Here is a 22,817-nt window from a genome sequence, read left to right as displayed (position 1 = left end):
CACCGATGGGTCGTCGAACGGACCATGTCCTGGCTGGCCGGCTGCCGCCGGCTCCACCGCCGCTACGAGCGCAAGCCCGAGCACTTCCTCGCCTTTACAGCCATCGCCACCAGCCTCATCAACTACCGGCGGCTCACCAAGTGAAACGAGGTCTTAGACCTCTCCGGCCGAGAGCCGGTGCCGCTCGCCTGGCCGCGGGGATGGTCCTGGGGCGGAAGCCGACCTGCTCGGACGATAGGTTCGGGATTTCCATGGGCAGGCGCGTCGGTTAGTCCGCTTCGATGTATGTGACGATCATGATGCTTATCTGGGGTTCGCGGAACATATCCGCAGTTCAGGCCGATCGGGTGTGTGAGGGACGTGAGTCACGGGACAGCATGCCTACTGATCATTTCAGAATGAGTCAGCCGGCTACTCGTCGTCGAGCCGCTGAAGAACCTGCGTGAAGTCACCAGCATCGAGCAGGCCGACAAGCACCTGAGTCATGCTCTCGATGCCGGGGTCCCGGACGATCAGGCCGTCAGAGCACCAGAAGTAGCGACCGCCCAACTCCGAGCCTGTCTGGGACCACCTCTTCATCAGTCGCTCGACCTCGGCGAGAGTGAACACGGTCGCGCTCCAGCGGGAGCCGTCCGCTGTCAACCGCACCTCGACGTCGACATTGCAGACGGCATCCAGGTCCTCGCCCGCACTCTTTCTGCTTGCGCGTCGCGTTAACGGCTCTGGTCCCGGATTATGCGACGGAGGCTGGTGCGGGCGGCGGCGAGGTCGTCTTCAAGCTCGGTGACTCGCTGACGGAGTTCCGCGTTCTGGGTGGTCGCCTGCCGTTCCGCCGTGGACAGCCGGAGGTTCTCCTCGGTGAGCTCGTTGACGCGGTCGATCAGGTCGTGGTTGCCGATTGGTTCGACCTGCTGGCCGAGGTGAACGCGGGCCTGCTGCCGCAGGCCCGCGTTTTCGGCTCGCAGTCGCTTGATCTCCTCGCGTGCGAGAAGAAGGTCGGTTTGCTCGCTGGCAGCGGAGATCTTCCGACCGCTCTGCTCGTCGTGGTGGCCCTGGGCTGCCTGGCGGGAACGCGCCTGTTCGATCCGCTCGCGGATGCCTGGGGCATAGACGAGCCAACTGAAGACGCCTGCCTCGCGGGCGACCGCGGCGAAGGTGATGCGGCGGTCGTCGCGGAGCATGTCCTGGACGGCCTTGAGGACGCGTCCGCGCTTGTCCGCGCTGTCGCGCTGGCGGGCGGCTTTCAGGACCTCAGCAGGCGTCTTGCTGGCGGTGTCAGCCGGCATCGCGGGCCTCCTTTGGGATCACGGTCAGCGGCAGTAGCTTGTGGTCGCGGGTCGCACGAACCTTCCGCAGGACTGCGCTGGCCTGCTCGATCTCCTCGCGTTCGTCCTCGGGGAGACCACCGAGCCTCTCGCGCATCGTGTTCGCGACGGTCGTGAAGGCGGTGATCTGATCGCCGAGGTTGCGGACGACGAAGTCGTCCGCGTCCATCGCCAAGGCGGTCTCACGGTCCGCTCGCAGCGAGTTGACGTGCTCCTCGATCGCGGGCAGGTAGGACGGGTCAGGGCGATAGAAGCCGCAGCCGGCGCACTGGAAGCGGATTGGGCAGGTCTTCCGCCAGCCTTGATGTTGCTGGGCTCGCGGCAGTTGCCGAACGGAACGGCGACCGACTGGGCCTCGTAGTCAGTGGTGCTGGCGAAGGGGGCCGAGTGGCCGGAACGGTCGACGGAATGCCGCCGCATCGCGGTGATGGCCTCGCGTTTCCGCTGTTGGGAGACCTGGTAGTACGACATCGTCGTACTGATCATCCGGTGGTCCATGAGGTCCTTGAGGACGTCAGGGGCGACGCCGGCGTCGGCGTGACGCTGGGCATAGGAATGCCGGAACGCGTAAGGGAAGATCAGCGTGCGGTCGAAGGGCTACCGGTCGCCGTTCTCGCCCAGGTCGTCACTCAGTAACTGCGGGATCGAAGCGACCCATTCGCGCATCGCGCCAGCGAAGCTGTTGGTCATCATGTGGGCGAATCCGCTGCGGTCAGTGATCGCCGGGAAGAGTTCGGGCCCGCTGCGGGTGGCGACCTCGAGCTCCCGGCGCCGTGCCTGCCACTTCTTGATCACGTCGGCGGTCTCGACGGTGATCTCCAGCTTCCTGCCGTAGCGGCGCTTCTTGTGGATGCCCCTATGGTTCGTCAAGCAGCGGGGGGCGCCGTTGTGGCCGTCTGTGGCCGGATATGCCGGTAGAGCTCCCGTGCGACGTAGCGTTTGAGGCAGCGGATGATCTCGCGCCTGGACATGCCCTGGGCAGTGCGTCGCTCAAGGTAGGTCTGGGTGCGGTCGTCCCAGCGTATGCGGGACTGGACGATGCGGTAGAGGGCTGCGTTGGCCTGACGGTGACCGCCGCGGTTCAGTCGCCTTCGCCGGGTTTTGCCGGAGGACTGCTCGACCGGGCTGACACCGCACAAGGCTGCGAACGATGCCTCGTCTGTGAGCCTGTCGGGGTTGTCACCTGCGGCGATGAGCAGGACCGCGGCGCTGTCGGGTCCGACGCCCACCAGCTCCAGTAGCTGTGGCCGGCTGGCCCGGACGGCCTTGGTGGTTCGCTTGGTCAGCTCTTTGATCTCCAGCGAGAGGCTCTGGACCCGGCGGGCAAGCAGACGCATCGTGAACGCTGTCTCGCTGCGGTCGTCGTCGAGTCCGCGCAGGTGGTGATCAGGGCCGGGTTCCTCAGGCCGCGGTCAGCTGTTCGCGCAGGGCCGGGTCGAGGACCAGGAGGACGGCCTTGAGCTGGTTCATCGCCTGGGTGCGCGCCTTGACGGCCGATTCTCTCTTCACCGAACTCCGTTGGTGCAGGGATCGACAAGTGCCCGCGCTGCGCGATGCTGCTGCGAACGGCCTGCTCCAGAAGGCGGAGGTTCGCCATCGAATCCTACAGGGTGGCGGTGATGGCCGAGGCGACGACCGCTGCGTCCTGAGGGGTGTAGGGGGCCCACTCGTGTCCCAGCGTCTTTCCGAGAGCTGCGCTGGTGACGGCGGCTGTCGCGGCAAGGGCCAGCGTGTCAGACGGTTCGTTGGCGTCGTCGGCCACCTGCTCTGCCGCGTGGGTGAGGTCGTTTGCATACCCTGATGCATCCTGGCTGTCACTCCAGCGAAGGTGAAGGTCGGGTGCTTCGCTCACGCCCTTCCTGTCGTCCTGACTGGTGTCCTGGTCGACGGTCATGAGGCTCCTTGCGGGTGCTTCTGGGTGGGGTGCGGGGGCAGGTTCTGGATCCGCTCGGCCAGGAGGTGGGCGAGCGGCCCGTCTTCCTCCTGTGGATCGTCGAGGTCGATGAGGTTGGCGGGGGCGAGGCGCTGGAGCCCGGCGCGGAGCTCGGCCTCGCTGTTCTGTTCGCCGAAGGCACCGCGGCGGATCTGTGCGATGAACTCGTCGACGCCAACGTCGTCACACAGCAGCGCGAGCCACTCGCTGACCTTCACGTAGAGACCGAGGTCGTACAGCGAGAGGTTGGCCGCTAGCGCCTCGGGTCTACGACGACGGGTTGCGGTCGCCGGCTACGCATCATGGGCATGGGAAACATCCTGTCGGCCGGGGAAGGGCGCCGGGGCGGGATTCGGATGAATCCCGCCTCTGTTGGTCAGAACGGCGCGGGACGTGCGGTGGTGGCACCCTCGGACTCGAGACAGTCGCTGCACAGGTCGCCGCCCGCGGTGGGGATCGCGCGGTTGCAGTACGGGCCGGTACAGTCCTTCACGGGAGGCGTCGCACGGCCCTCAGGGGCCCGCTGGGCGGGCATCGCGGGCGCCGGCGTGGTTGAGGCAGCTGGAGGCTGCTTCGCCAGCTGCTGGGCGGCCTTACGGTCGGCGATCCGTACGGCGCACAGTCGGCAGTCCTCGCCCGTGTCGATGTCCCGGCCGTTCTCGCACCGGGCGTCTGGGCAGGCGTACCGGTCGCCATGGCGCAGCGGCCGCACCATGCCGACCGCTGCACCGATCGGGTTGTCGAGCGTGCCGGCGGCGTACTTGTCGGCGTACCCATGGTGGAGCCACCGGTAGAGGATCCGCTCGCCGACCTGCTCGGCGGTCCGGCCGTCTGTGGCCATGGCGGACAAGATCGCGTCCGAGATGGTGGGCAGCTCGGGCAGTTCGTTGCCGAATTCCGGGGGGTAGTAGGCGCGGACCTGGCGGACGACGCCGAGCTCCGCCGTCGTGTGCCGCTTCTTCCCCGCGGCCGGCGTCTTCGGGGTGGTGGGGGAGGGCTTCGTCTTGCCGGACGCGGCGGAGCCGCCTTCACCCCTAGCGTCCCTACTACCTGAGGTTGAAGGGCTACGCCCGTCAACGACGCTACGCGTCGAAGACGCCTTCTCCTCCCCCTTCTCTTCTTCTACTTCTCTTACTTCTTTTACCGCCGCACCCATGCGGCCACCCCCCGCCGCACCCATGCGGCCACCCCTTGAACTGGGCGATGTTTCGCTGGCATCCCTCTCGGCACGCCGCGCGACCCTCTCAGCGGCCCGCTGGTCCCACATCTCGTGGTCCAGAAGCTCGTACTCGCTGGGCAGCATTCGCTTCGGGTTGTCCGGGTCGGCTTGCCGGTGAACCCGCAGCAGCCCCAGAGCCTCCAGGCGCTTCGTCGAGCGATCCACGGTGTCGACCGACCGGCCGATGCACTCCGCCAAGCGGGCACGCGTGGGAACGTCGAGCGGAATGCCGTTGAGGTCAAAATCCTGAGTGTGGGGCGACTCGCGAGTCTCGGTGTCGACAAACGAGGCAATCGCCGCGTACAGCGCCTTGTCGGTGGGGTCGATGCTGCCGTTGCGGGAAACCACGAAGTCGAACTTCACCCAGTCCAGCTGGCCGCCCCTTCGAGTTACGCGCGGCCGAATGGCACTCATGGCCTCACCAACAGCAGAGGGGTGATGACGGTGGGTGAACTTGTTGGCGTAACGCCAACTACCGGTACTCTCGACACCGAGATACCAACTTTCACGAGGTGGGGTCTTGATCAGCGGAGGGCAATCCGCTGTTGTGCTTGAAAGGCCGGCGAGTTCGCAGCTCTGCCGGCCTTTCGCGCGTTCAGGAACGGTTCAGGCCCCGCCCGCCGCGGGCCGGGCCGAGCGCGAAAAAGGCGAGGAACTCCCGCGTCTCCATGCCGCGCGCGTTGCCGACGGGAAGGTAGGGGCGCTGTCGGCCAGGGCCGAAGGGCCAGGCGGGATCGCTTCGGGCGATGTACCGCAGCCCGTCGGGTGTGATGGTGCCGACCAGGCCGAGCTCGATGAGCAGAGGGGCACCGGTGGCGAAGGTGAGGACGGGCGGGATGTCGCGGCGGTCGGCGAGCAAGCTCTCCAACCAAGACGGAAACTTCGATGTCTCCGAATTTTGGGTAGGGTCGGTCAACGCAGGTCCCTCTCATGTGGCGATCTGCATGTGGCCGCGTTACGTCTTCGCAGGACAGCGGCCATGAAGGCGGTCGGCCGGGGTGATGACCGGTCGGCCGTCATTAACGCCGGGCAGGGCTACAGACCCATCACGTCACTCCTCTCTCAACGACTACTCCAGGGCTTCGGCGCGCGCCGCGAGGTCCATCAATTCTGGCGGGGCCCCGGGCCCCTCGACGAGGACGAGCTCCCGGATGACCTTCCGGGACGCCACGTGGGTGCGGACTGTCTCCGGGTCGAGGGTTTCGGCGCGCAGCAGGCAGGCGAGTGCTTCGCCTGTGTGGCGCCGCTGCGCGTGGGCTCGCCCCAGCTCCATCAACAGCCTCCCTTGACGTTCGGGGGAGAGGCCTTCGGCGTCGACGGAGAGACCGATGTCGAGCGCCTCGCCCGCATCTCCCAGTTCCACCGCTGTTGAGACGGCCTGGATCTCCACGTTCGTCACGCCGAACTCGAGGTTGAAATCCTTCCGGTCTTCACCGATGCGACGGGCCACCCCGCGGGCGTCCTCGATCGCGGACCGCGCGCCGGAGCGATCGTGGCCCCTGGCGCAGACCAGAGCCAGAGCCAAGTGCAGGGATCCAAGGACCGCCAGACCTTCCAACGCTAGTTCGCCGCGCTCGTCAACAGCCTTCAGCGCCTCGATCGCGGTCGTGGCAGCGTGCTCTGCCTGCCCGAGCATCCTGAGCCGGACGAACGCGTGCACCATCCGGAAGACGCCAGCGCAGACGTGTAGGTGGTTCCCGGACAGCTCGGCGGCCCAGATTGCCCTGTCGGCCGCGACCCAGGCGGCGTCCGCGGCGTCCTGCCGAACGAACGCAGCCGCGAGGGCCTGATAGGTTCGGGCCAGCAGAAGGTAGGCCTCCTCGCGCTCGGCTGCGTCGACGATGCGTACCGTCTGCTCCAGGTCCGGAAGGAGCTCGGTCAGACGGGCGCTGACGTCCGCGAACTCGCCCGCGTGCGTCAGTGCCCACATCTCATCGACGTCGACGGACAGCTCCGAGAGAGTTCGCCGCGGCGTGGGACGTAGAGCACCGAGAATCGTGCCGATCGCGGGGTGTCCCGAGATCAGCCGTCGTGCCTCGTCGAGGTCGTTGGACTTGAAGACGGTCGGCTGGAGCGGCGGAGCCTCGGCGGGCCCGGGTGCTCCGGGCTTCAGTTGCTGAACGGAAACGCCCAGGGCGTCCGCCAGGTCCTGCAGCACGTCGAGGCGCTCGACTCTCTGAACCCCGCGCTCGACCTGCGACATCCAGCTGGACGTCTTCTGCATTCGCCCGGCCAACTCCGTCTGGGTCAACTTGCGAGCCTGGCGGAGCTTCTGGATGTGCCGTCCGAAGGCGCGGTCCTTCGGGTCCACCTCCTTCCCTGTGAGTTTCACGTTGCCTCCGGTTCCGAGGGCCTCTTGCCGGCCGTCTCGTGCATGAACGTCACTTCGGTATTGGTCAGGTACTGCTCTCGCTCCTTCAGCATCAGCCGGGTGTGCGGCTGCTCCTCGTGAGCTTGGAACGCTGCTTCATCCGCGTACAGCTCGTAGAAGACCCGCACCAGCGGCTCGTCCACAGGCATGTGGCTCACGTAGACGAGCGTTCCCGGCTCACTGCGGATGCCCTCAAGGGTGCGGCCCACGAGGGCGTCGAACTGTGCTGCTGCTTCGGCGTCGCGAATGATGAACCGCACAGCTAGTGCGTATCCCCTCGCCACTGCTCCTCCTGGATTAGTCATGCGCACAGTCTCACATCTGAAGTCTTTGTGCTAGTCGCACTGAAAGTCTCTCTGTGGTGTTGACTCGCACTAACAGTGCGAGTACGTTCCGTCCTGTCGCCACCACGGCGGCAGCAGAAAGGGCCCGGTGCTGACACACCGGGCCCTCGACGCCAGACCTGCCCTACCTGCACTACCAGGAGGCGTGATCCGACATGGCTCAGGATCGCACGAACACCATCACCACCGTCCACCCGACTTCCCGCGATACCTTCGAGGTGCTGCGCCGGTCCCGTACGGACCCTGTCGTCCGCCCGGCGCGGCGGACGCTCGTTGAGTCGGCCCCGGGCTACAGGCGTCAGCCGGTCCCGGCGAGGGCTGAGGTCCCTATCGGATGACCTCGGCAGCCCACGCGTCGCGAAGATCATCAGCACGCAGCGCACCCGCCTCTGCCAGGTCAACGCGCTCACCACTGCCACCGCGGCGAGTCCCGTTGTGAGTACCGGCAGCCGTGATGACCTCTGCGCCAGCGAACAGCGCGCGATCCGAAGGCGAGCTTGACCTGCGGAAACGCGGGAGCCCGGACAGGCAGCGCGTGATGGCGGCCTGAAAGGAAGCGCCTGTTCCTTCTGAACTGCATAGAGAGCAGAGATCCGGGACGCCCCGAGCTGAACCGCCCGCCCTTCCGAGTGAGGTAGGCAGCGTGGGTTAACCCGGCCCGGTCCACAGGGTGATGTGGCCCGCTAGCCCGCAGGCGAGATTGCGGGACAGGCAACAGCGACAAGCCGGCCCTGCCTGTGCGATGCGATGAGCAGCGTGCACTTTCTCCAATGCCGCCCTTCCGGACGGACAAGCGAGCCGAGCGCACAGGTGAGACAAGGGCAGAGATCGCGGACCCCTTAGGAACAGTTCGACCGGTTCGAGTCCGGTCCGGGGTGCTGCGGCACGCATTCGTGTGCCGCTGGGAGCTGGGCGTACGTCCGCTCCCAAAAGGTGACGGCCCCGGGGGATGAGAGCCCCGAGGCCGTCTGAGTCCTTCGTGGAGGACCCAATGATCAGCATGACACGCCCGCTTCCCGGAATCCCGGGGGCCCTGGCCGGTCAGTGCCCCGCATGCGGGGGGAACTTCGAGTCCTGCCGCTGCACTGCGGCCGGTCCGGTGTGGCGCCTGGTGCGGTTGCTCGACACCCTGTCCGCCGAGGGCGACACCCGCGCCGCGCGGGCCGGTCGGCAGGCCCGGCGCACGCTCCAGCAAATGCAGCCCGGATACGAGCGGCAACCGGTACTCGTCCTGCACCGGCCCGACATGAACGACGCCTGCGGCATCTGCGCGTTCTGGCGGTGCCGCTGCGGCGGGGCCGCCGCCCCTTCCCCCGGCCGCGTCCGTGTGATGACCGGCCGGGCGCCGGCCGCGTCCGTCAATGGGCAGTGCTCGGCGTGCGGCGCCACCTTCCCTGGATGGAACGGCGGCGTGTGTGACGCATGCCGCGCGCTGGGTCGCTGAGCGGTGCGCGACCTGTACAAGCGCTACACGCGCGCCGCCGCCGACCTGCGCTCACACGACACCGGTTGCTCGGCCTGCACCGCGAACGCGCGGGGCACGGAGGGCGCCCGGTTGTTCGAGAGCTTCGCGCGGCTCCAGGACGCCTACAACAACCGTAAGCGCACCTGAGGGCTGCCTTGGTTGCCTGACCCGCACAGCTCCTCCCTCCGGTTGGAGGGGCGGGGCCGTGAGGTGTCCAGGGGAGCCGGGCAGCCCGACTCCGCACCACCTCACCGCTCAGGAGACTCCGGCCCAGATCTCGAGCACAGCCACCTCCGCCAGCTCGTCGTACACGAACCCAGCAGACGACCTCGCCGACATTGTCCTACACAGCGATCGGGTCGCGTCTCCCAATGAGCGGTCGAGTCGTCGCGGGGCTCCGGGCGGCCAAGTCTCCTGAGCCATCCAGCGGCGACACCGTGACAGCCATACCCAGACCCCCTGGGCCCACCGATCTTACGAATGACCGATCAGACCTAGAAAGAAGGTAGGACATCGTGACGACGCGCTACCACTTCGTCCTGACCCTCCAGCTCCCGACGCATGTCGGAGTTGAGATGCGCAGCTGGTCCTCCACCGTGGACGTGCCGCCCGGCACGGGCCGCCACGCCCTCTACACGGAAGTCCTCGCGCAGCTCACGGCGGACGATCCGCGGTGGGCCCGGGCGACGGTTCTGCACTGGTCGCTCGACCGCGACGAGCTGCCGCACGGCGCCCTGGCGCCGACCCCCGCGGGCGCTGGCGACGTGCCGCGTCAGCGCGGCTAATCCGTCCAGTCCGATCCGACTCCGCAGGACCGCTGCCGGGCTCCCGCGCCCGCATTGCGCGGGATACCGGCAGCGGCCCTCTCAGACTAGGAGACGTACGTGCTTCCCTTCAGCAAGACCCGACCGAACCCGGATGACGCAGGGGGCGACGTACCCGCCGTCCGGTCCTGGAACTGGCGAGGGGCAGTCCTCGCAGTGCTGGGCGTGGTGACGTTCGGCGTCGCCATCCTGTCCGTATCCGTCAGCTACCAGATCCTCGAACCCCGCTTCGGCGGGTGGGCGGTTCCCACCGTCTTCGCGCTCGATGCCCTCTGCGTGGTCTTCCAGGCCACGGAGGTCCTGGCGGGCAACAACGGCGCGCGTGCGCGCCGCGTGCGCGCGGCCGGTCTCTTCCTGACGGCCGTCAACGCCGCCGTGCCGACCGCCGAACTCCTCACGCGGGACGGCAGCACGGGGGTGGACCTGGCCGTCGTGCTCACCCCGCTGGCGATCGTCGCCACCAAGACCGCGTGGTGGGTCGCCCTGCCCGCCCTCGGCCGCCGCGCCTCGGCCTCGACCCGACAGAGGATCGACGCGAAGCGGCAGCAGGTCGCCGACCGCCTGGAGGAGATGGAGGCGGACGCGGCGCACCGGATCGAACTTCTGCAGCTCGCGCGTGGCCTGGAGGAGCGCGTGGCCAAGGCGGAGACCGCCTACCGCCTGTCCGTGCTCAAGACTCAGGAATCCATGACGAAGCGGCTGCACTCGCAGGCGCGGGCGACTGAGAAGACCACGGCGAGCAAGGCACTGCCCGCGTCGGTGGCGGCCATCGCGCTGCCGGTTCTGGAAGAGTGGACACCTGAGCGTCCCGCCCTGTCCGTCGGGCGTCCCGCTCTCGTCCCACAGGTCAGCACAGGTATGGGCAGTGAGCCGTCCCACGAGACGACGCGGGCCGTCACGCTCGACGAGGTCGCGGCCGTGGCGGGCGTTCCGGTACCCGTACCGGGTGTGCCGCTGACTGACGATCAGCTCAGTGTCGTGCTGCGGCACCTGCGCTACTCCAGGGACCCGCCCATGTCCTACCGGCAGGCCGCCCGCGCGTTCCGGCAGGCCGGCTACATGGGCAGCCAACAGCGCATCCGCCTCGAATGGGCCGCGCTGATGACCCACGAGGGCGAGGCGTCGGAGGACGACGCCGAGGAGGAAGCGGCGGACGCCTGAAGTCTCCGGCGCCACCGTCCGGCACCACCAGTGAGGGCCAACCCGCGAGAGCGAGTTGGCCCTTGCTGCGACTGCCGGAAGCGACGCAGTCGAGCGATGCAGACCCAGCGAGTGACCCGGCGAGCAGCCCGCAGGTTGCAGACCCAGGGGAGCAGACCTGACGAGCATCACCAAAACCCCAGGAAATCGAGCACCCGTGCGGCATATGCTCTCGTGCTCAAGATCACAGAAGGAGGGGGAGTGGGGAAGAAGAAACCGCAGGCCAGTGACGACGCGTACGGGCAAGCGGCCGGTGCGATCGGAGGGCTGGCGATCGTGTTCGGTGCCCTCGCCGCCATCAAAGACAAGCTCGGCCTGTCCTGGCCGGCCACCGTGCTGCTGACCGCCGGGGCGCTGGTCGCCCTCGGCTATGCGGCCTGGTGGGTCAAGACCCGCATCCAGCGCTTGTGGGCCACGAGCCCCGCCGAGAAGCCCTCTGCGGCGCTGGCAGCCGAAGTGGTGGCCATGGAGGAAGGGGAAGGCCCGGCAAGGGACGAGCCGCTGACTCAGGCGCTCGTCACGGCGGGGGTCATCGGCAGGGATCAGGTGATCCGGGCCGACCAGGTCACGATCACGCCGAAGCGCACCGGGAAGGAGTACGACTTCCTGGTGCCCGAGGGCCGCACCTACGCCGACGTCGACAAGAAGCTGGCCGCCGTCGCCGGGATGTTCGGCGTCACCCGCCTGCACCTGAAGCTCGACCGCGCCCGCGACAACGAACGCAGGGTCAAGCTCCTGGTGCTCGACGCACCGCCGTTCACCCAGCCCTTCCCGGCCCCGGCCCGCAGCGCGATCGAGTCGTTCGCGGGCGTGCCGTTCGGGCATGACGTCACCGGCGAACTGGTCGGCGTGCCGACCTTCGACAAGGCATCGCTGCTGGTCGGCGGAATGACTCAGATGGGTAAAACGACGCTGGTCAACGGGCTCATTACCTGCCTGCTGATCGCGTACGGCGAATTCGACCTGTATCTCCTCGACGGAAAACACTGCGGACTGACGCGGTTCGAGAAGATCGCCGTCCGCTACGAAGCGTCGGACAGTCCGGCCGTCATGGAGAACATGCTTGACGAGCTGAACGCCCGCGTGGAGCGCCGTTACGCAAAAATCCAGGACGCAATCCGGAACCGGAAACCCGCACCGAATTTCACGCCGGTCTTCTTCATCGTGGACGAGGCAGCGGATTTCTTCGCCGACGACGGCACGCCTGCCGGTATCAAGCAGTCCCGCCGGGTCGCGGACAAAGCCCGCGCCCTGGTCGCGAAAGCCCTGGAATCCGGAATCTCCACGGTCATGCTGACCCAGCGCCCGGCACAGAACGCCATCCCCGTGATGGTCCGGGACCAGTTCCTATACCGCATGTGCCTTTACGTGGCATCGGAAGGAACAGCGAAAGTCGCCCTCGGTGACACGTACTTCGAAACGGTCGCCCCGATCAACCCTGCACTGCTCGACTCGAACATCAAGGGTCAAGGCGTGCTCTTCGCGCACGGCGTCTCCACGCTGGTCCGAGGATTCGACTTCCCGGACGAATTCATCTGGGAAGTCGTGGACGGCGTATATGACCGGCAGCAGAAGAAATTGAGTGCAGCACCGGAATCCCCGCTGAAGCAGGCGATCGACATCATGCGGAAAAACGGCGTGGAGTTCATTCCCACATCCGAACTGGCCCCGGCTCTCGGAGTCCAGGCGGAAAACCCCAGCCAGCTCGGCGTCAAGCTGTCGGCCCTCCTCGGGGTCCCGGCAGGCAAGGGGGCGAAGGGCGTCCGGGGATACCGGCTGGACGATCTCACCGCCGCCGCCATGTCCGCTTCGTGACCGCCACCCGTGCCCGCCAGGGGCCCGCCACGGCCCCGCCACCCACAACGGCGGGTGGCGGCTCCCCACGCCCGGGTGGCGGGGGCAGGGCGGGCCCCTGGCGGGCGCGGGTGGCGGACCTGAACAGCGGAAACACGCCAGAACCCAGAAGGGAGAGAAACCGCGTTGCGAGCCTCCATAGCGCTCACACTCGGCGTAGGGGCCACCGCGGCCGTTGTCGTCGCCGCGCTCGTCCAGGCCGCCGGCGACGACCCGGTCGGGACGGCGCTCAGTATGGCCGTTCCCGCGCAGTACCAGGGGCTGATCGAACAGGCGGGAAATACCTGCCCGGAGGTCACCCCGAATCTGCTGGCCGCACTGATCCAGCAGGAATCCGGATTCAATCCGAGGGCCGTGTCACCGGCCGATGCTCAGGGAATCGCGCAGTTCATCCCGTCCACGTGGGCAAGTCACGGAATCGACGGAAACGGCGACGGCAAGCGCGATGTATGGGATCCCGAGGACGCGATCCCGTCCTCGGCGAAATACCTGTGCACCCTCGCCCGGGAAGTGGACGACATTCCCGGAAACAAACAGCACAACATGCTAGCCGCCTACAATGCAGGGCCCGGCGCCGTCCGCCAGCACAAGGGCGTCCCGCCGATCACAGAAACACAGAATTACGTCCGCCTCATCACCGCCCGGGCCAATGAGACCTCCGGCGGCGGAAAGGCTCCGGATACACAGCGGGCGTCGATCGTGGTCAATGCGGCACGGTCGCAGCTCGGTGAGCCGTATTCGTGGGGCGGAGGAAACGCGAGCGGCCCGAGCAAGGGAATATGCTGCTCCCCTAACGGGAGTACCGGAGCGGTCATCGTCGGATTCGACTGCTCGGGACTCACGCTCTACGCCTACGCTCAGGCCGGGATCAATCTGCCCCGCACCGCGGCGCAGCAATACGCCGTCTCGGAGCCCGTCACAAAGCCGCTCCCGGGAGACCTTGTCGTCTACGGCTCCAGTGCGGCGAGCATTCACCACGTCGGAATCTACGTCGGAAACGGCTGGATGATCGACGCTCCCCGCCCGGGAAAGCAAGTCCGCTACAGCCCCCTGGACACGATGCGTGATCTGTTCGCCGTCGCCCGTCCCGGTTCCCACCACAACAAGGAGATCTGAAATGCGTTCCACCCTCGCTGCCGGGATCGACATGTCCGGCGGATTCTCCGACTTCTTCGCCACCATCGGAATGACCGGCGGCGGCCTGGTCACCAAGGGAGTTGCCGCCGTGATCGCCGTGATCGCCGTCCGCATGCTGCTCCAGCTCTCCAACGACCCCAAGACCGCGCTGCGCAAGGGTTCCATGGCGATCGGCACGCTGTTCGTCGCCGTGATCCTCGCGCTGTACGGCAGCACGCTGTTCTCCACGGTGACCAAGCCCGCTGCCGCGCCGGCCCCGGCCGTCACCGCTCCCGCGTACGAGAGCTGACCGGCATGCCGGACAACCCGCAGGACCCGTGCGACGCGCTACCAGAAACCCAGCGCAACCTGTGTGACTCGGACGGCAGCGGCCCTCCCGGCGCCGGGGGCGGAGTCGGCGGAGACATTACCGATACAGCCGCCAACGGCGTCGTCGAACTCGCCCGCGATCTGATCGAGACCATCAACGAACTGGTGGCGCCTAAAGATGCCTGGGCGCCGGCGGATACGGACAGTGCGCTCTACGCGCCGTTTTTGTGGCTCGGGCAGCATCTCGCGGTCTCGATCTTCGTCTGTGTGGTCGTGGTGTGCGCTCTGACCGCGTGGCAGGGCGCGCCGCGCATGCGGCAGATGGGGGCCTCCACCGGATGGACCCTGGCAGCCGTTGCCGCCATGGGCGCCATCCCCGGTGCGGTGATGCTCCTGAACAAGTCGGTCAGCGCAGCGTTCAAGACCGCGTTCGACAGCAACGAGAACACGCTGTTCGAAGTCATCCGGACCGACCTGGGGGCAAAGTCGGATGACCCGCTGGCGGTGCTGCTGATCGTGGCCGGCCTGGTGGTCGCCCTCGCGTTCGCGGCGCTGGTTTTCATGACGCGGCAGCTCGGCATCATCGCGTTCGTCTGCATGGCTCCCCTCGTGCTGGCCTCGCTGGCACGAGGGGGAGACACGACCGCCCTCAAGCGCTGGGTTCAGCGCTTGTTGGGGCTGCTGTTCGCGCCGTTCGCCCTGCTGCTGGTCGCCCCGTTCGTGTCGCTCGCGAAAGGGGTGGTGGCGATGGACCTGGTGCTCCTGGTCGCCGCCGACGCAATCATGCTGCGGATGATCTTCCATGGCGTGCCGTACTTCGGCCCGCGCCTGGCGGGCGCCGCCCGGACGCTGGTCGAGCGCCACACCACCAACCCCGTGGCGCACACCGTGATGCGGGCCGGGGCGCCGACTGTGTACGAGCAGGAGAACACGCCGCGCGACCCGCGCACGGTCAGCACCCCGGGCCGGGCGATGTCGCAGGACGGGGGCGTACTCCTGGGTGCCTATGGCGTCCGGCAGCGCGAGCGGCCCGGACGGCTCACCACCGAATCCGCGGTGGCCAAAGTCCGGCGGGACACCGTCCGCACCGCGCAGCTCAGCCAGGCGCGCCGCGAGGCGCGCGCTGCGGCCGGCTACCCGGTCAGGGCGCCCCGTCCGGCAGGCGCCCCGCCCGCCGGGGCGCCCGGCCCGGCTGGTGCTCCGCCGGTCAGGCCGCCCCACCCGCCCGCCCCTCGGCAGGGGAATCCCCCGCCCAACACCCCCTAGAGGCCGCTCTCCCGGCCCCGGTCCCCGCGCCTTCCTGACGCGGGCACCGGGGCCGGTTCGGTCCCACATCCCTTGGAGGAGATCACCGTGTACTCGCTGACGCCCGGCTACCGCGTGCCCGCTCTGCAGCGCGGCCTGAGCCCCGCCGAAACCGCGCTGACCAAGCTCAACGCCGGGGTCGGCGGAGCCGTCCTGATGTCCGCCATCGTCACCCCGCCCCCGCTGTGGACGCTCGGCGCGGTCGGAGCGGCAGCAGCGCTGCTCAACCTCGCCCCGGGGCCGCGCTCCCTCGCCCGGTGGGCCACGGTCGGCTACCGACGGCTGGGGGAGCGCACGATCCCTGACTCGGTGGTGGACCGGCCGGGGGCGACGATGACGTGGGCCCTGTACCCGGAGCACGGCACCATGCAGGACCCCCTGCGGCGCGTCCAGTTCCATGACGCGTTCTCCCGCGCGTTGACGTTCGCGGGCAGTCAGGCCCGCACCGCCGGGATCCAGGTCCACGTCACCCACCACGCCACGGTCGGCGAGACCACCGCCCACACGCAGACGATCTCCGTGCACGTCCCCAAGGGACTGATCGGTCAGCCCGCCCGGGTCCTGGGCACCCTGGAAGGTGAGTTCGCGCGCCTCGGAGCACTCACGCTTCTGGAGCCGGACCCGCCCCCGGTCGTGGTGGAGCGCGGCCCCGGCTGGGTCGGCCTGGACGATGACCGGTTCGCCGCTACCGCCCGGGTGACGTCCTGGCCCGACACGGCTGACGGCGACCTGATGCGCCGGCTGCTCCTCGAGGACGGGGAGGCCGACCGGTCTTTCGCCGTCCTGTACCGGCCGCTGCCCGCCGCGCAGTCGCGGCGCTCGGCCCGCTGGCAGAGCGCGGCCGCGGAGGCGTGGACCACCGACAAGATCAAGCAGGACGCCCTCCAGCTCGCTTCCAGCGCCGCCCACGGCGCCCTGGTCCAGGGGGCCACGCTCGTGGACCTGGACGCCTACCTGACCGTGTGGGGCGACAGCCCCGAGGCCGTGACCGATGCCCGCTGGCAGGCCTCCCTGATGGCCGACCGGCACCGCATCCGGCTCGACTGGCTCACCGGCCAGCAGCACCGCGCCCACGTGATGACCACCCCGCACGGAGCCTCCACCCAGAAAGGGGCAATCCTGTGATCCGTCTGCCCTCCACCCACGCCGCGATCACCGCCCCCCTGGTCGCCTCCAGCACCCGTTTCCCTGGTATCCCGATCGGCCGCTCCCTCTTGGACGGCCGCGCCTTCCACCTCTCACCCGTCCAGGCGGACACGGCCGTCCTGCCCTCCACGAACTCGCTCGCTCTGGGCGGTCTCGGGTCGGGCAAGTCGTCGACCGCCAAGGCACGGATGCACCGGGAGATCCGGGAGAACGGCCACCAGGCCGTCGTCATCGACTCCTTCGGCGAGGACGGCACGACCGGAGAGTGGCAGCCGCTCGTGCACGCGCTCGGCGGCAAGGTCATCCGCGCCGGATCCTTCACCCTCAACCCGCTCAGCGACCTGTTTCCGATCGCCGTGCGAGAGCAGCTGGTGCGGTCGCTGATCCTGGCGGTCGAGCCGGACGCGCTCAGCCACCAGGCCACCCACGCTCTCCAGCACGCGCTCTCCCACCCCAAAGCCGACGCGCTCGGCGGCCTGGTGGACGCGCTGGTCAGCCCCGAAGACGGGCGGTGGCCGGCTGCAACGCTCGCCGCGTGGGGGGTAGGCGCGGCCATCGCGCTGTCCCGCTACACCGACGGCTCACTCAGCGGCCTGTTTGACGGGCAGGACGCCAGCCTGCCCCCGACAGACCTGCCGATCCTGAGCTTTGACTTCACCGGCCTGGACCGCAATAGCCCGGCGATTCCGTCGCTGATGGCGGCGGTGTCGTGCTGGGCGGAGCACGTGTGGCTGCCGCAGTCGACCGCCGTCCACCGCCACCTGGTCCTGGAGGAGGCGTGGCAGATCCTCTTGTCCCCGGCGACCGCGTCCCTGATTCAGCGGCAGCTCAAGAATTCCCGTAAGGCCGCGTTGTCGCTGGACGTGGTGATGCACACCCTGTCCGACCTCGGCGACGGCAAGGCGCAGGATTTGGCGCGGTTGTGCGAGATCGCCCACGTGGGACGCCTCGGCCCCGAAGAAGCCGCAGCCGTAGGCGCGCTGCTCGGCCTGCCGCAGTGGGCCATCGACACCATCCCGGCCCTCGGCCCCGGGCAGGCCGTGTGGAAGGTCGGCCCCGGCTACGTCGACATCATCCAGACCACGCTCACCGACGAAGAGGCCGCGCTCACGGACACCTCCTCGCGCCGCCGCCGGGCACAGCAGATCCACGACCAGGACGTCGAGGACGTCGAGGACATCGAGGACATCGAGTACGGCGAGTGCGGCGAAGAGAACGTCGACCAGGAGTGGGAGGACGACCGCGCCGACGACGAGGAGGAGGACGAGGACGAGCAGACGGTACCGGTCAAGGCCTTCCTCAGCGCCCCTGAGGAAGAGGGTGAGTGGGACTGGGAGATGCCGCCCAACGTCATAGACCCACGACACCACGACGTGGTCCAGGCCGCGCGGGAGGGGCGGTGCAACGAGGCCGCTCAGCTCGCCGCCATCGGGGAGCGCGAGGACATCACCGCCCACGGCATCAGCAGCGATCAGGCCGTTTCGTGGCTGGTGACTCGCGCAAGAGTTGCTGACCTGTGCGGAAGCCCTGAACAGGCCGTACAGCTACGCGCTACCGTCGCCCGCATGGGCAAAGACGTCGACTGGTTCGAGCACAATGACGGCGGTACGGAGCCGCAGTGGCACCGCATGCCCGACAACCCGGCCCCGCCGTCGGCCTCCACCGAGGAACCGCCCCCACGGCCCCGCCGCCGCGCCTGGCCCTACGTCGCCACCGTCGCGGCCCTGTCCCTCGCCATCGTCGGCGTCAATCAGATGGGTGATGCCAAGGTAGAACAGCGGGAGCGTGAAGCGAAGACCGCCGCCTACAAGGGCAGGTCAGGGGCCGCTCTCCAGATTGACGGCGTCAAAGCGGACGTGATCGCTCAGTGGAACAGCGACCGGAGCCGCGTCGTCATCGAGCTGCGGTCCTACTTCGACCGGAACGCCCGCTATCTAAGGATCGACGCAGGGGAGGAGAGCGCCACCGGGACCCAGAGGGGCCGTTGGTACCCCGAGTCCCCTGAGGTCATGTTGCCCGTAGAGGACCCGCTTGCTGACGTGACCGTGCGGGTCTCCGTAGGCGGGAGGACCTGGAAGGAAGGCGCGCGCGCAACTTCCCGGGAGATCCGCCTCTCCCCCACAGGTGTCGCCTACGACGCTGTGACCGGGGCCCGCCTGCCGTCCGACCTGTGACAGGCAGACCGACCTGCACCCGTCCCACATCTGACTCCGAGTACCTGTGCCTGCCGCGCCCTGGCGACCTGCCCGGTCGCAGGGCACGGCGCGTTCAAGGGCTGCGAGCGCGTCTGAGGGCTGAACACCGCTGCCCCGGCCAGGCATGGGCCGGGGCAGCGTCACGGGGCGCCCGCAGCATCGGCATGAGGCCGGCCACCCCGCACACCCCGCACCCCGGAAGCCGAGATGAGGAGCACACCCAGCATGACCGATCGCATCCGCGCCATCCTGGCCCTGGTCGCCGTATGAAGCTCACCGATCCTGACGGCCTGTTCGCCGCTCTCCTTGAGTTACAGCTCCCGGCCGGGGAGTACGTAGTGTGCGGCTCCGCCGCGCTCTACGCACCATCGCCGCCGCCGCACTCAAGGACGTGAAACGAATTCCTGACTCAGAACACCAGCCCACCTGCAGCCGCTCGGAGGCTGCCCCGAATGACCTCCCGGACACCGCAGCCACAGAGCGCCATGGAAACCCCTGAGGAACCCTGGTCCGCGTTCCGTGCGCGGCAAGCCAAGCGTGTGCCGGGCTGCGTCTTCTGCTCCACACTTGAGCTGGAGGGCCGGCACGACCAAGGCTGCCCCGTCCGCCCCGCCGCCCGGAGGAAATGACTATGGGCTCGCAAGACCAGCACAAAGGCCCCGACTACCCCCCAGTGCCCGAACCGGGTGAATCAGTCCTCGCCGCAATGAAGGTGTACGGACTATCAGAGCAGGACTGGAAGAACTTTCTGCGTGAAGTGGACCGCTGCCTGAAGTGGTCGCAGAAAAGAATAGACGCCAAGCGGCGTTTCGACGTCAATGGTCATGTCCCGTTCTGGGACGACAAATTCTCAAATGTACTCCGGGAAGCCGCTAAGCGCCTTAGACGCCTAACGGTGAGAGAACAGCTTGATTCCAGGACAGGCCTACCTGGAAGCGCGGACCCCAAAGATCACCCGCATCCGCACTGGATACTTCTCGAAAAGTACGCGGAAGAACTCGAAGTAAAGGCATGCAAAAGCCCTTGATGGTCAACATGTAAAAGTCCTGGCGATAGTGTTTCGACTACAGCTTCCCCGGGTGCCAGGGTGCCACCGGCAAGTATGCCGGGGCCGCCGCAAGGAGGCGACGGTTGCAGGGTGGGTGCGACTGCGCGCCCGCCACCACCGCGGACGCGGCGATCGGCAGCACCGACACGAAGGGGCGACGTACCCCCGGCGACGGCACGGTCCGGGAGCCTGACAGCCGCGCTGAACGGTGACTGACAAGGTCATCGGGCCGCACGGAGCAAGGCTGGAAGCGCCGACCGGGAAGTGCTCGCCGTGGACCCCGCATACCTCCCGGACCTGCCCCGCATGGGGGCACATCTCCGCGGATATCCGGTCCTCGCAGGAGAGGGGTTCCGCTGCGTCTCATGCGGCCACCGCGCGCACGCGGACCCAGTGGGAGCACTCGCCGTTCTACGGGCCGGGCAGGCCCGTCGCAATGCCGGCCGGGCATAGCGAAAAGCCCCCTCCTTCAAAAAGGGGGAGGAGTCGCTTGACAAGGCTTCCTGATCAGAAGTTAGTTGCTGCCACACCCCAGGTGCACGGGCCCGCTATGACTCTCCTTGGGAGGCACCCGCTACGCCGATGACGAGCCACTCAACTGGAGAGCGATGACATTCACTTCCGGCCTGGGCCGCTTCGCGCCTGACGGGGCCGACGTTCCGCGTCCGCCCATCGTGGCGTCCTTATCGCCTACCTCGGCCGCCACCGCAGCCCTCCGCCGGTCGAGCCTCATTTATGGCCGATCGGGGGACGGCTGCTCCCCGCGGCATGCGGTACAAATAGAAGCACAACTTGAGGACCGGGAGCGTAGGCGTATTTGTCATCAGAGCGCCTCCTGGCCTGTGCAAGGTCCAGCTGGTGCTGGACGCCGACAAGAGAGACGAGGGTGTATGCGAATCCGGATCCCAGCTGTTGGCGTGATGATGGCAGCTGCAGCCTTCCTGGCAGCCACAGGAGCAGCGCCCGCCGCGTTCGCTGACGCACCTGCATCGGGAAGTACGCCAGCTGGTACGGCAGCTCCTGCCTTCTCGACTCCGTTTCATATAGTGAATAACTCCAGTCATGATCTGCAAGTAGCCGGTAATGTTCACACCAAGAACAACCTGGGCTGGGATCATGCCTACGAAGACGGTCCTGCTGTCCAGGCCGAGCACGTCCTGTCGGCCCATACAACCGACACCGTAGACGTGTGGGAGATGGCGGGTTGGAACGAATTTATCGCGGACTACCGGGTGCTGGATATGTCGGGTCCCGGCAAAATGGTAGAGGTGGATTTTTTCATTCAGGGAATGAACCTCAGCTTCCGGGAGATCGGGTCCGGGCCGCCGGTTTTTGACTTCGACACTTCCGTCCCCGGGACGCTTGTAATCATGGACGCCGAAGCCTGATCAAGTAGGACGTCCTAGCTTCACCAGGACTATTCTCGGGGGCGGACCACCGGCCGCCGATCAGGTATGTGCGAAGAAGTCGCCGAGCTGGGCAGTCTCGGCGGCGGCGGTGCCCCGCCAGCGGAGGGCTGGGCACCGGGCGCAGCGCAACGCAAATTGACGGATGCCGCCCGGCACCGGCCGGGGCGTTGTATAGCGATTGGAAGGGCCGTCATCAGCCACGCCAGCGGATAAGGCGAGACGGCCGGGCAGGGGCCTGGGCGCGGGGTGCGGATGGTCTGCCGCAGAAGCGGCAACCGCCGGGGCATCAGCCACTTACCACAGGGCGCCAGCCGCCTGCCTGCGCCGACTGACATGCTTGGGCGTCGCAGTCGGCGCGGTAGACCGGCAAGGTCATCAGCGCTGGACTGACAGGGAGATGCAGGGGGCGCACCACGCGCTGGAGGACCTACGAAACTGCCGGTCGGGATTGCCTCGCCCAATGCCGCCCATACACCGCCCCCGGACCCGCCTTCGCCCTGTTCCGTGCGGCGACGCCAGCGGCTTCTCCCACCGATACCGCGACATCCAGGACAGCAGCTGGATCATCAGGCACCCCCGGAGCGCTACAGAAGTCCACGCCTCCGGCGTTCTCCCGACCACGCGACCTACGCCCGAGCGCACTGCGCGTAGGACGCCCATCCTGACCTGCCCCGGGGCTGACGGACACGGACCCACGTAGGGTTCGACAAGTCCGGAAGGAAGAGGCAGCGCTGGGTGAAGCGTCCTGGTTCGATCGGGAATGGCGGAGGGACGGGCCTGTCACGTGGGCGGTGAGAGGCCGCTGGAGGAAGCGGTGCGAATCGCTTCGCCGTGGACAGCGGCCCCGGCGGCCGGTGGGTACGGGCTGGTCCGTGGCCCACGCGCCGCTGAGATGCCGACAGGGCAGAGGCCCGCAGCAGGTGGCCGTGCCGCGCCCCGTGCAGGAAACACGCGGCGAAGCAGCCGGGGGTAAGAGCCCCCTACGCAGCCGGCAACGTAGCAGCTCCCGCGTCGCAGTCCTGGTCGCGGAGAGCCGACGGTTCAGATTGTCAGCCCACGGCCTGGGCCCCGGACATCAACTCGGCGATCAATTCGGGGCCGCGCTGACGCCAGGAACTCGGCGTCGTCGGGCCAGGCGACGGCTGCTAGCCGGGTCTGCAGAGACTCGAAGTCAAAGCGGCCATGGGCGTGCCGTCGGCCGAACTGGAGTGGGGAACGCCATCCCCAGGCTGTCACAACCCGCGGATTCCGGACGAGGCCGTCTTCGGCCGCCTGGTCCAGGTCCTCGTCTTCGGCTGCGGCTACGAACACGCGGCCGACGAGCGCTGCCCGCCACGACGTTGCGGCGCCGTAGGGGCGAGTGGATCAATTGGAGTCATGGAGGAGCTGCGGCTGGCCGTCCTGTCCGCCTGCGGCTGGATGATCGGCCTGGACGTGGACCACCTCGTCGCGGACGGCTGGTATCAGCAAAGCCCCCTCCGGTGGTGAGTGCGCCGGGAGAAGCGCGGTCGACCGCGCCAAACAAGGATCAACGCTCGCAGTTGACCGAGGGCGCAGGGCATGTCCCTGGTCACTGAGCCGGCAGCGGCGGCCATCCGCGACCACTCTCCTGCCCGCCACCCTGGACGCGTACAGAGATCTTAAGACGTCGTTTCCTTTGGCGGTTTGGCTCGTTGTGCTGGGCATGACGAGTCTTGCCGAGCGGCTGGTGCCGGATGAGTTGTGGGAGTTGT

General features: G+C 67.9%; 23 protein-coding genes and 1 pseudogene. 13 read left to right on the top strand and 11 right to left on the bottom strand.

All coding sequences use genetic code 11. The features are described 5' to 3' along the window. A partial coding sequence (locus tag ACFZBD_RS34140; RefSeq protein WP_391146643.1) for a transposase occupies nt 1-144 on the top strand: 144 nt, incomplete at its 5' end. Between the two features lie 267 nt (nt 145-411). Here ACFZBD_RS34140 and ACFZBD_RS34135 read toward each other — a convergent pair. The 11 genes from ACFZBD_RS34135 to ACFZBD_RS34085 form a co-directional block, all read right to left on the bottom strand. Next, complete coding sequence (locus ACFZBD_RS34135; protein ID WP_391147402.1) at nt 412-678, bottom strand: hypothetical protein; 267 nt, start codon at nt 676-678, stop codon at nt 412-414. 35 nt (nt 679-713) lie between these two features. Then, entirely contained in the window at nt 714-1,286 is a 573-nt protein-coding gene (locus ACFZBD_RS34130) for a DUF6262 family protein (RefSeq protein ID WP_391147399.1), read from the bottom strand. Further along, entirely contained in the window at nt 1,276-1,494 is a 219-nt protein-coding gene (locus tag ACFZBD_RS34125) for a hypothetical protein (protein WP_391147397.1), read from the bottom strand. The genes ACFZBD_RS34130 and ACFZBD_RS34125 overlap by 11 nt, the downstream gene beginning before the upstream one ends. 428 nt (nt 1,495-1,922) lie before the next feature. After that, entirely contained in the window at nt 1,923-2,195 is a 273-nt protein-coding gene (locus ACFZBD_RS34120) for a hypothetical protein (RefSeq protein WP_391147395.1), read from the bottom strand. Beyond that, nucleotides 2,192-2,662, bottom strand: a complete 471-nt coding sequence (locus ACFZBD_RS34115; protein ID WP_391147392.1) for a transposase — start codon at nt 2,660-2,662, stop codon at nt 2,192-2,194. Before ACFZBD_RS34115 ends, ACFZBD_RS34120 begins: the two co-directional genes overlap by 4 nt. Nucleotides 2,663-2,928: 266 nt before the next feature. Beyond that, nucleotides 2,929-3,219: a hypothetical protein gene (locus tag ACFZBD_RS34110; protein ID WP_391147390.1), complete on the bottom strand. Its 291-nt coding sequence runs from the start codon at nt 3,217-3,219 to the stop codon at nt 2,929-2,931. Further along, entirely contained in the window at nt 3,216-3,476 is a 261-nt protein-coding gene (locus ACFZBD_RS34105) for a hypothetical protein (protein WP_391147387.1), read from the bottom strand. Before ACFZBD_RS34105 ends, ACFZBD_RS34110 begins: the two co-directional genes overlap by 4 nt. 158 nt (nt 3,477-3,634) lie before the next feature. Further along, the gene (locus ACFZBD_RS34100) at nt 3,635-4,840 is read right to left on the bottom strand and encodes a hypothetical protein (RefSeq protein WP_391147383.1); all 1,206 of its coding nucleotides are present in this window, start codon (nt 4,838-4,840) and stop codon (nt 3,635-3,637) included. Between the two features lie 232 nt (nt 4,841-5,072). Next, nucleotides 5,073-5,336 carry a hypothetical protein gene (locus ACFZBD_RS34095; protein ID WP_391147381.1) on the bottom strand — a complete coding sequence of 88 codons (264 nt, stop codon included), beginning with the start codon at nt 5,334-5,336 and terminating at the stop codon, nt 5,073-5,075. A 210-nt stretch (nt 5,337-5,546) separates the two neighbouring features. Next, nucleotides 5,547-6,809 carry a helix-turn-helix domain-containing protein gene (locus ACFZBD_RS34090; protein ID WP_391147378.1) on the bottom strand — a complete coding sequence of 421 codons (1,263 nt, stop codon included), beginning with the start codon at nt 6,807-6,809 and terminating at the stop codon, nt 5,547-5,549. Then, the gene (locus tag ACFZBD_RS34085) at nt 6,806-7,108 is read right to left on the bottom strand and encodes an antibiotic biosynthesis monooxygenase (protein WP_391147375.1); all 303 of its coding nucleotides are present in this window, start codon (nt 7,106-7,108) and stop codon (nt 6,806-6,808) included. Before ACFZBD_RS34085 ends, ACFZBD_RS34090 begins: the two co-directional genes overlap by 4 nt. Before the next feature lie 1,531 nt (nt 7,109-8,639). Between ACFZBD_RS34085 and ACFZBD_RS34080 the strand changes: the two genes are divergently transcribed. The 12 genes and pseudogenes from ACFZBD_RS34080 to ACFZBD_RS34025 form a co-directional block, all read left to right on the top strand. Next, nucleotides 8,640-8,804: a hypothetical protein gene (locus ACFZBD_RS34080; RefSeq protein ID WP_391147372.1), complete on the top strand. Its 165-nt coding sequence runs from the start codon at nt 8,640-8,642 to the stop codon at nt 8,802-8,804. A gap of 368 nt (nt 8,805-9,172) precedes the next feature. Beyond that, nucleotides 9,173-9,442 carry a hypothetical protein gene (locus ACFZBD_RS34075; protein WP_391147371.1) on the top strand — a complete coding sequence of 90 codons (270 nt, stop codon included), beginning with the start codon at nt 9,173-9,175 and terminating at the stop codon, nt 9,440-9,442. A gap of 99 nt (nt 9,443-9,541) precedes the next feature. Beyond that, complete coding sequence (locus ACFZBD_RS34070) at nt 9,542-10,642, top strand: hypothetical protein (protein WP_391147369.1); 1,101 nt, start codon at nt 9,542-9,544, stop codon at nt 10,640-10,642. 240 nt (nt 10,643-10,882) lie between these two features. Beyond that, nucleotides 10,883-12,496 (top strand): FtsK/SpoIIIE domain-containing protein, encoded by a 1,614-nt coding sequence (locus tag ACFZBD_RS34065; protein ID WP_391147366.1) that lies wholly within the window; start codon nt 10,883-10,885, stop codon nt 12,494-12,496. Nucleotides 12,497-12,661: 165 nt separating this feature from the next. Next, the gene (locus ACFZBD_RS34060; protein WP_391147364.1) at nt 12,662-13,651 is read left to right on the top strand and encodes an NlpC/P60 family protein; all 990 of its coding nucleotides are present in this window, start codon (nt 12,662-12,664) and stop codon (nt 13,649-13,651) included. 1 nt (nt 13,652) lies between these two features. Further along, nucleotides 13,653-13,961 (top strand): hypothetical protein, encoded by a 309-nt coding sequence (locus tag ACFZBD_RS34055; RefSeq protein WP_391147362.1) that lies wholly within the window; start codon nt 13,653-13,655, stop codon nt 13,959-13,961. Nucleotides 13,962-13,966: 5 nt separating this feature from the next. Next, the gene (locus ACFZBD_RS34050) at nt 13,967-15,247 is read left to right on the top strand and encodes a hypothetical protein (protein ID WP_391147360.1); all 1,281 of its coding nucleotides are present in this window, start codon (nt 13,967-13,969) and stop codon (nt 15,245-15,247) included. An 87-nt stretch (nt 15,248-15,334) separates the two neighbouring features. After that, entirely contained in the window at nt 15,335-16,411 is a 1,077-nt protein-coding gene (locus ACFZBD_RS34045; RefSeq protein WP_391147358.1) for a hypothetical protein, read from the top strand. Further along, entirely contained in the window at nt 16,408-18,606 is a 2,199-nt protein-coding gene (locus ACFZBD_RS34040; RefSeq protein ID WP_391147357.1) for a hypothetical protein, read from the top strand. The genes ACFZBD_RS34045 and ACFZBD_RS34040 overlap by 4 nt, the downstream gene beginning before the upstream one ends. A gap of 652 nt (nt 18,607-19,258) precedes the next feature. Then, nucleotides 19,259-19,654 carry a hypothetical protein gene (locus tag ACFZBD_RS34035; protein WP_391147354.1) on the top strand — a complete coding sequence of 132 codons (396 nt, stop codon included), beginning with the start codon at nt 19,259-19,261 and terminating at the stop codon, nt 19,652-19,654. A gap of 911 nt (nt 19,655-20,565) precedes the next feature. Next, the gene (locus ACFZBD_RS34030; protein ID WP_391147351.1) at nt 20,566-21,063 is read left to right on the top strand and encodes a hypothetical protein; all 498 of its coding nucleotides are present in this window, start codon (nt 20,566-20,568) and stop codon (nt 21,061-21,063) included. Between the two features lie 1,248 nt (nt 21,064-22,311). After that, nucleotides 22,312-22,729, top strand: a pseudogene (locus tag ACFZBD_RS34025) (IS5/IS1182 family transposase); the annotation flags it as partial. Nucleotides 22,730-22,817 lie beyond the last annotated feature (88 nt).

The organism is Streptomyces sp. NPDC008121 (assembly GCF_042957155.1).
Taxonomy (GTDB): domain Bacteria; phylum Actinomycetota; class Actinomycetes; order Streptomycetales; family Streptomycetaceae; genus Streptomyces.
Note: the sequence above shows the minus strand (reverse complement) of the source record. Positions and strands in the feature narration are given on the sequence as shown.

Coding starts and splice junctions, on each gene's coding strand:
- ACFZBD_RS34130 (WP_391147399.1), bottom strand. CDS start 1,286: ATGCCGGCTGACACCGCCAGCAAGACGCCTGCTGAGGTCCTGAAAGCC.
- ACFZBD_RS34125 (WP_391147397.1), bottom strand. CDS start 1,494: ATGGACGCGGACGACTTCGTCGTCCGCAACCTCGGCGATCAGATCACC.
- ACFZBD_RS34115 (WP_391147392.1), bottom strand. CDS start 2,662: ATGCGTCTGCTTGCCCGCCGGGTCCAGAGCCTCTCGCTGGAGATCAAA.
- ACFZBD_RS34110 (WP_391147390.1), bottom strand. CDS start 3,219: ATGACCGTCGACCAGGACACCAGTCAGGACGACAGGAAGGGCGTGAGC.
- ACFZBD_RS34055 (WP_391147362.1), top strand. CDS start 13,653: ATGCGTTCCACCCTCGCTGCCGGGATCGACATGTCCGGCGGATTCTCC.
- ACFZBD_RS34050 (WP_391147360.1), top strand. CDS start 13,967: ATGCCGGACAACCCGCAGGACCCGTGCGACGCGCTACCAGAAACCCAG.
- ACFZBD_RS34035 (WP_391147354.1), top strand. CDS start 19,259: ATGGGCTCGCAAGACCAGCACAAAGGCCCCGACTACCCCCCAGTGCCC.
- ACFZBD_RS34030 (WP_391147351.1), top strand. CDS start 20,566: ATGCGAATCCGGATCCCAGCTGTTGGCGTGATGATGGCAGCTGCAGCC.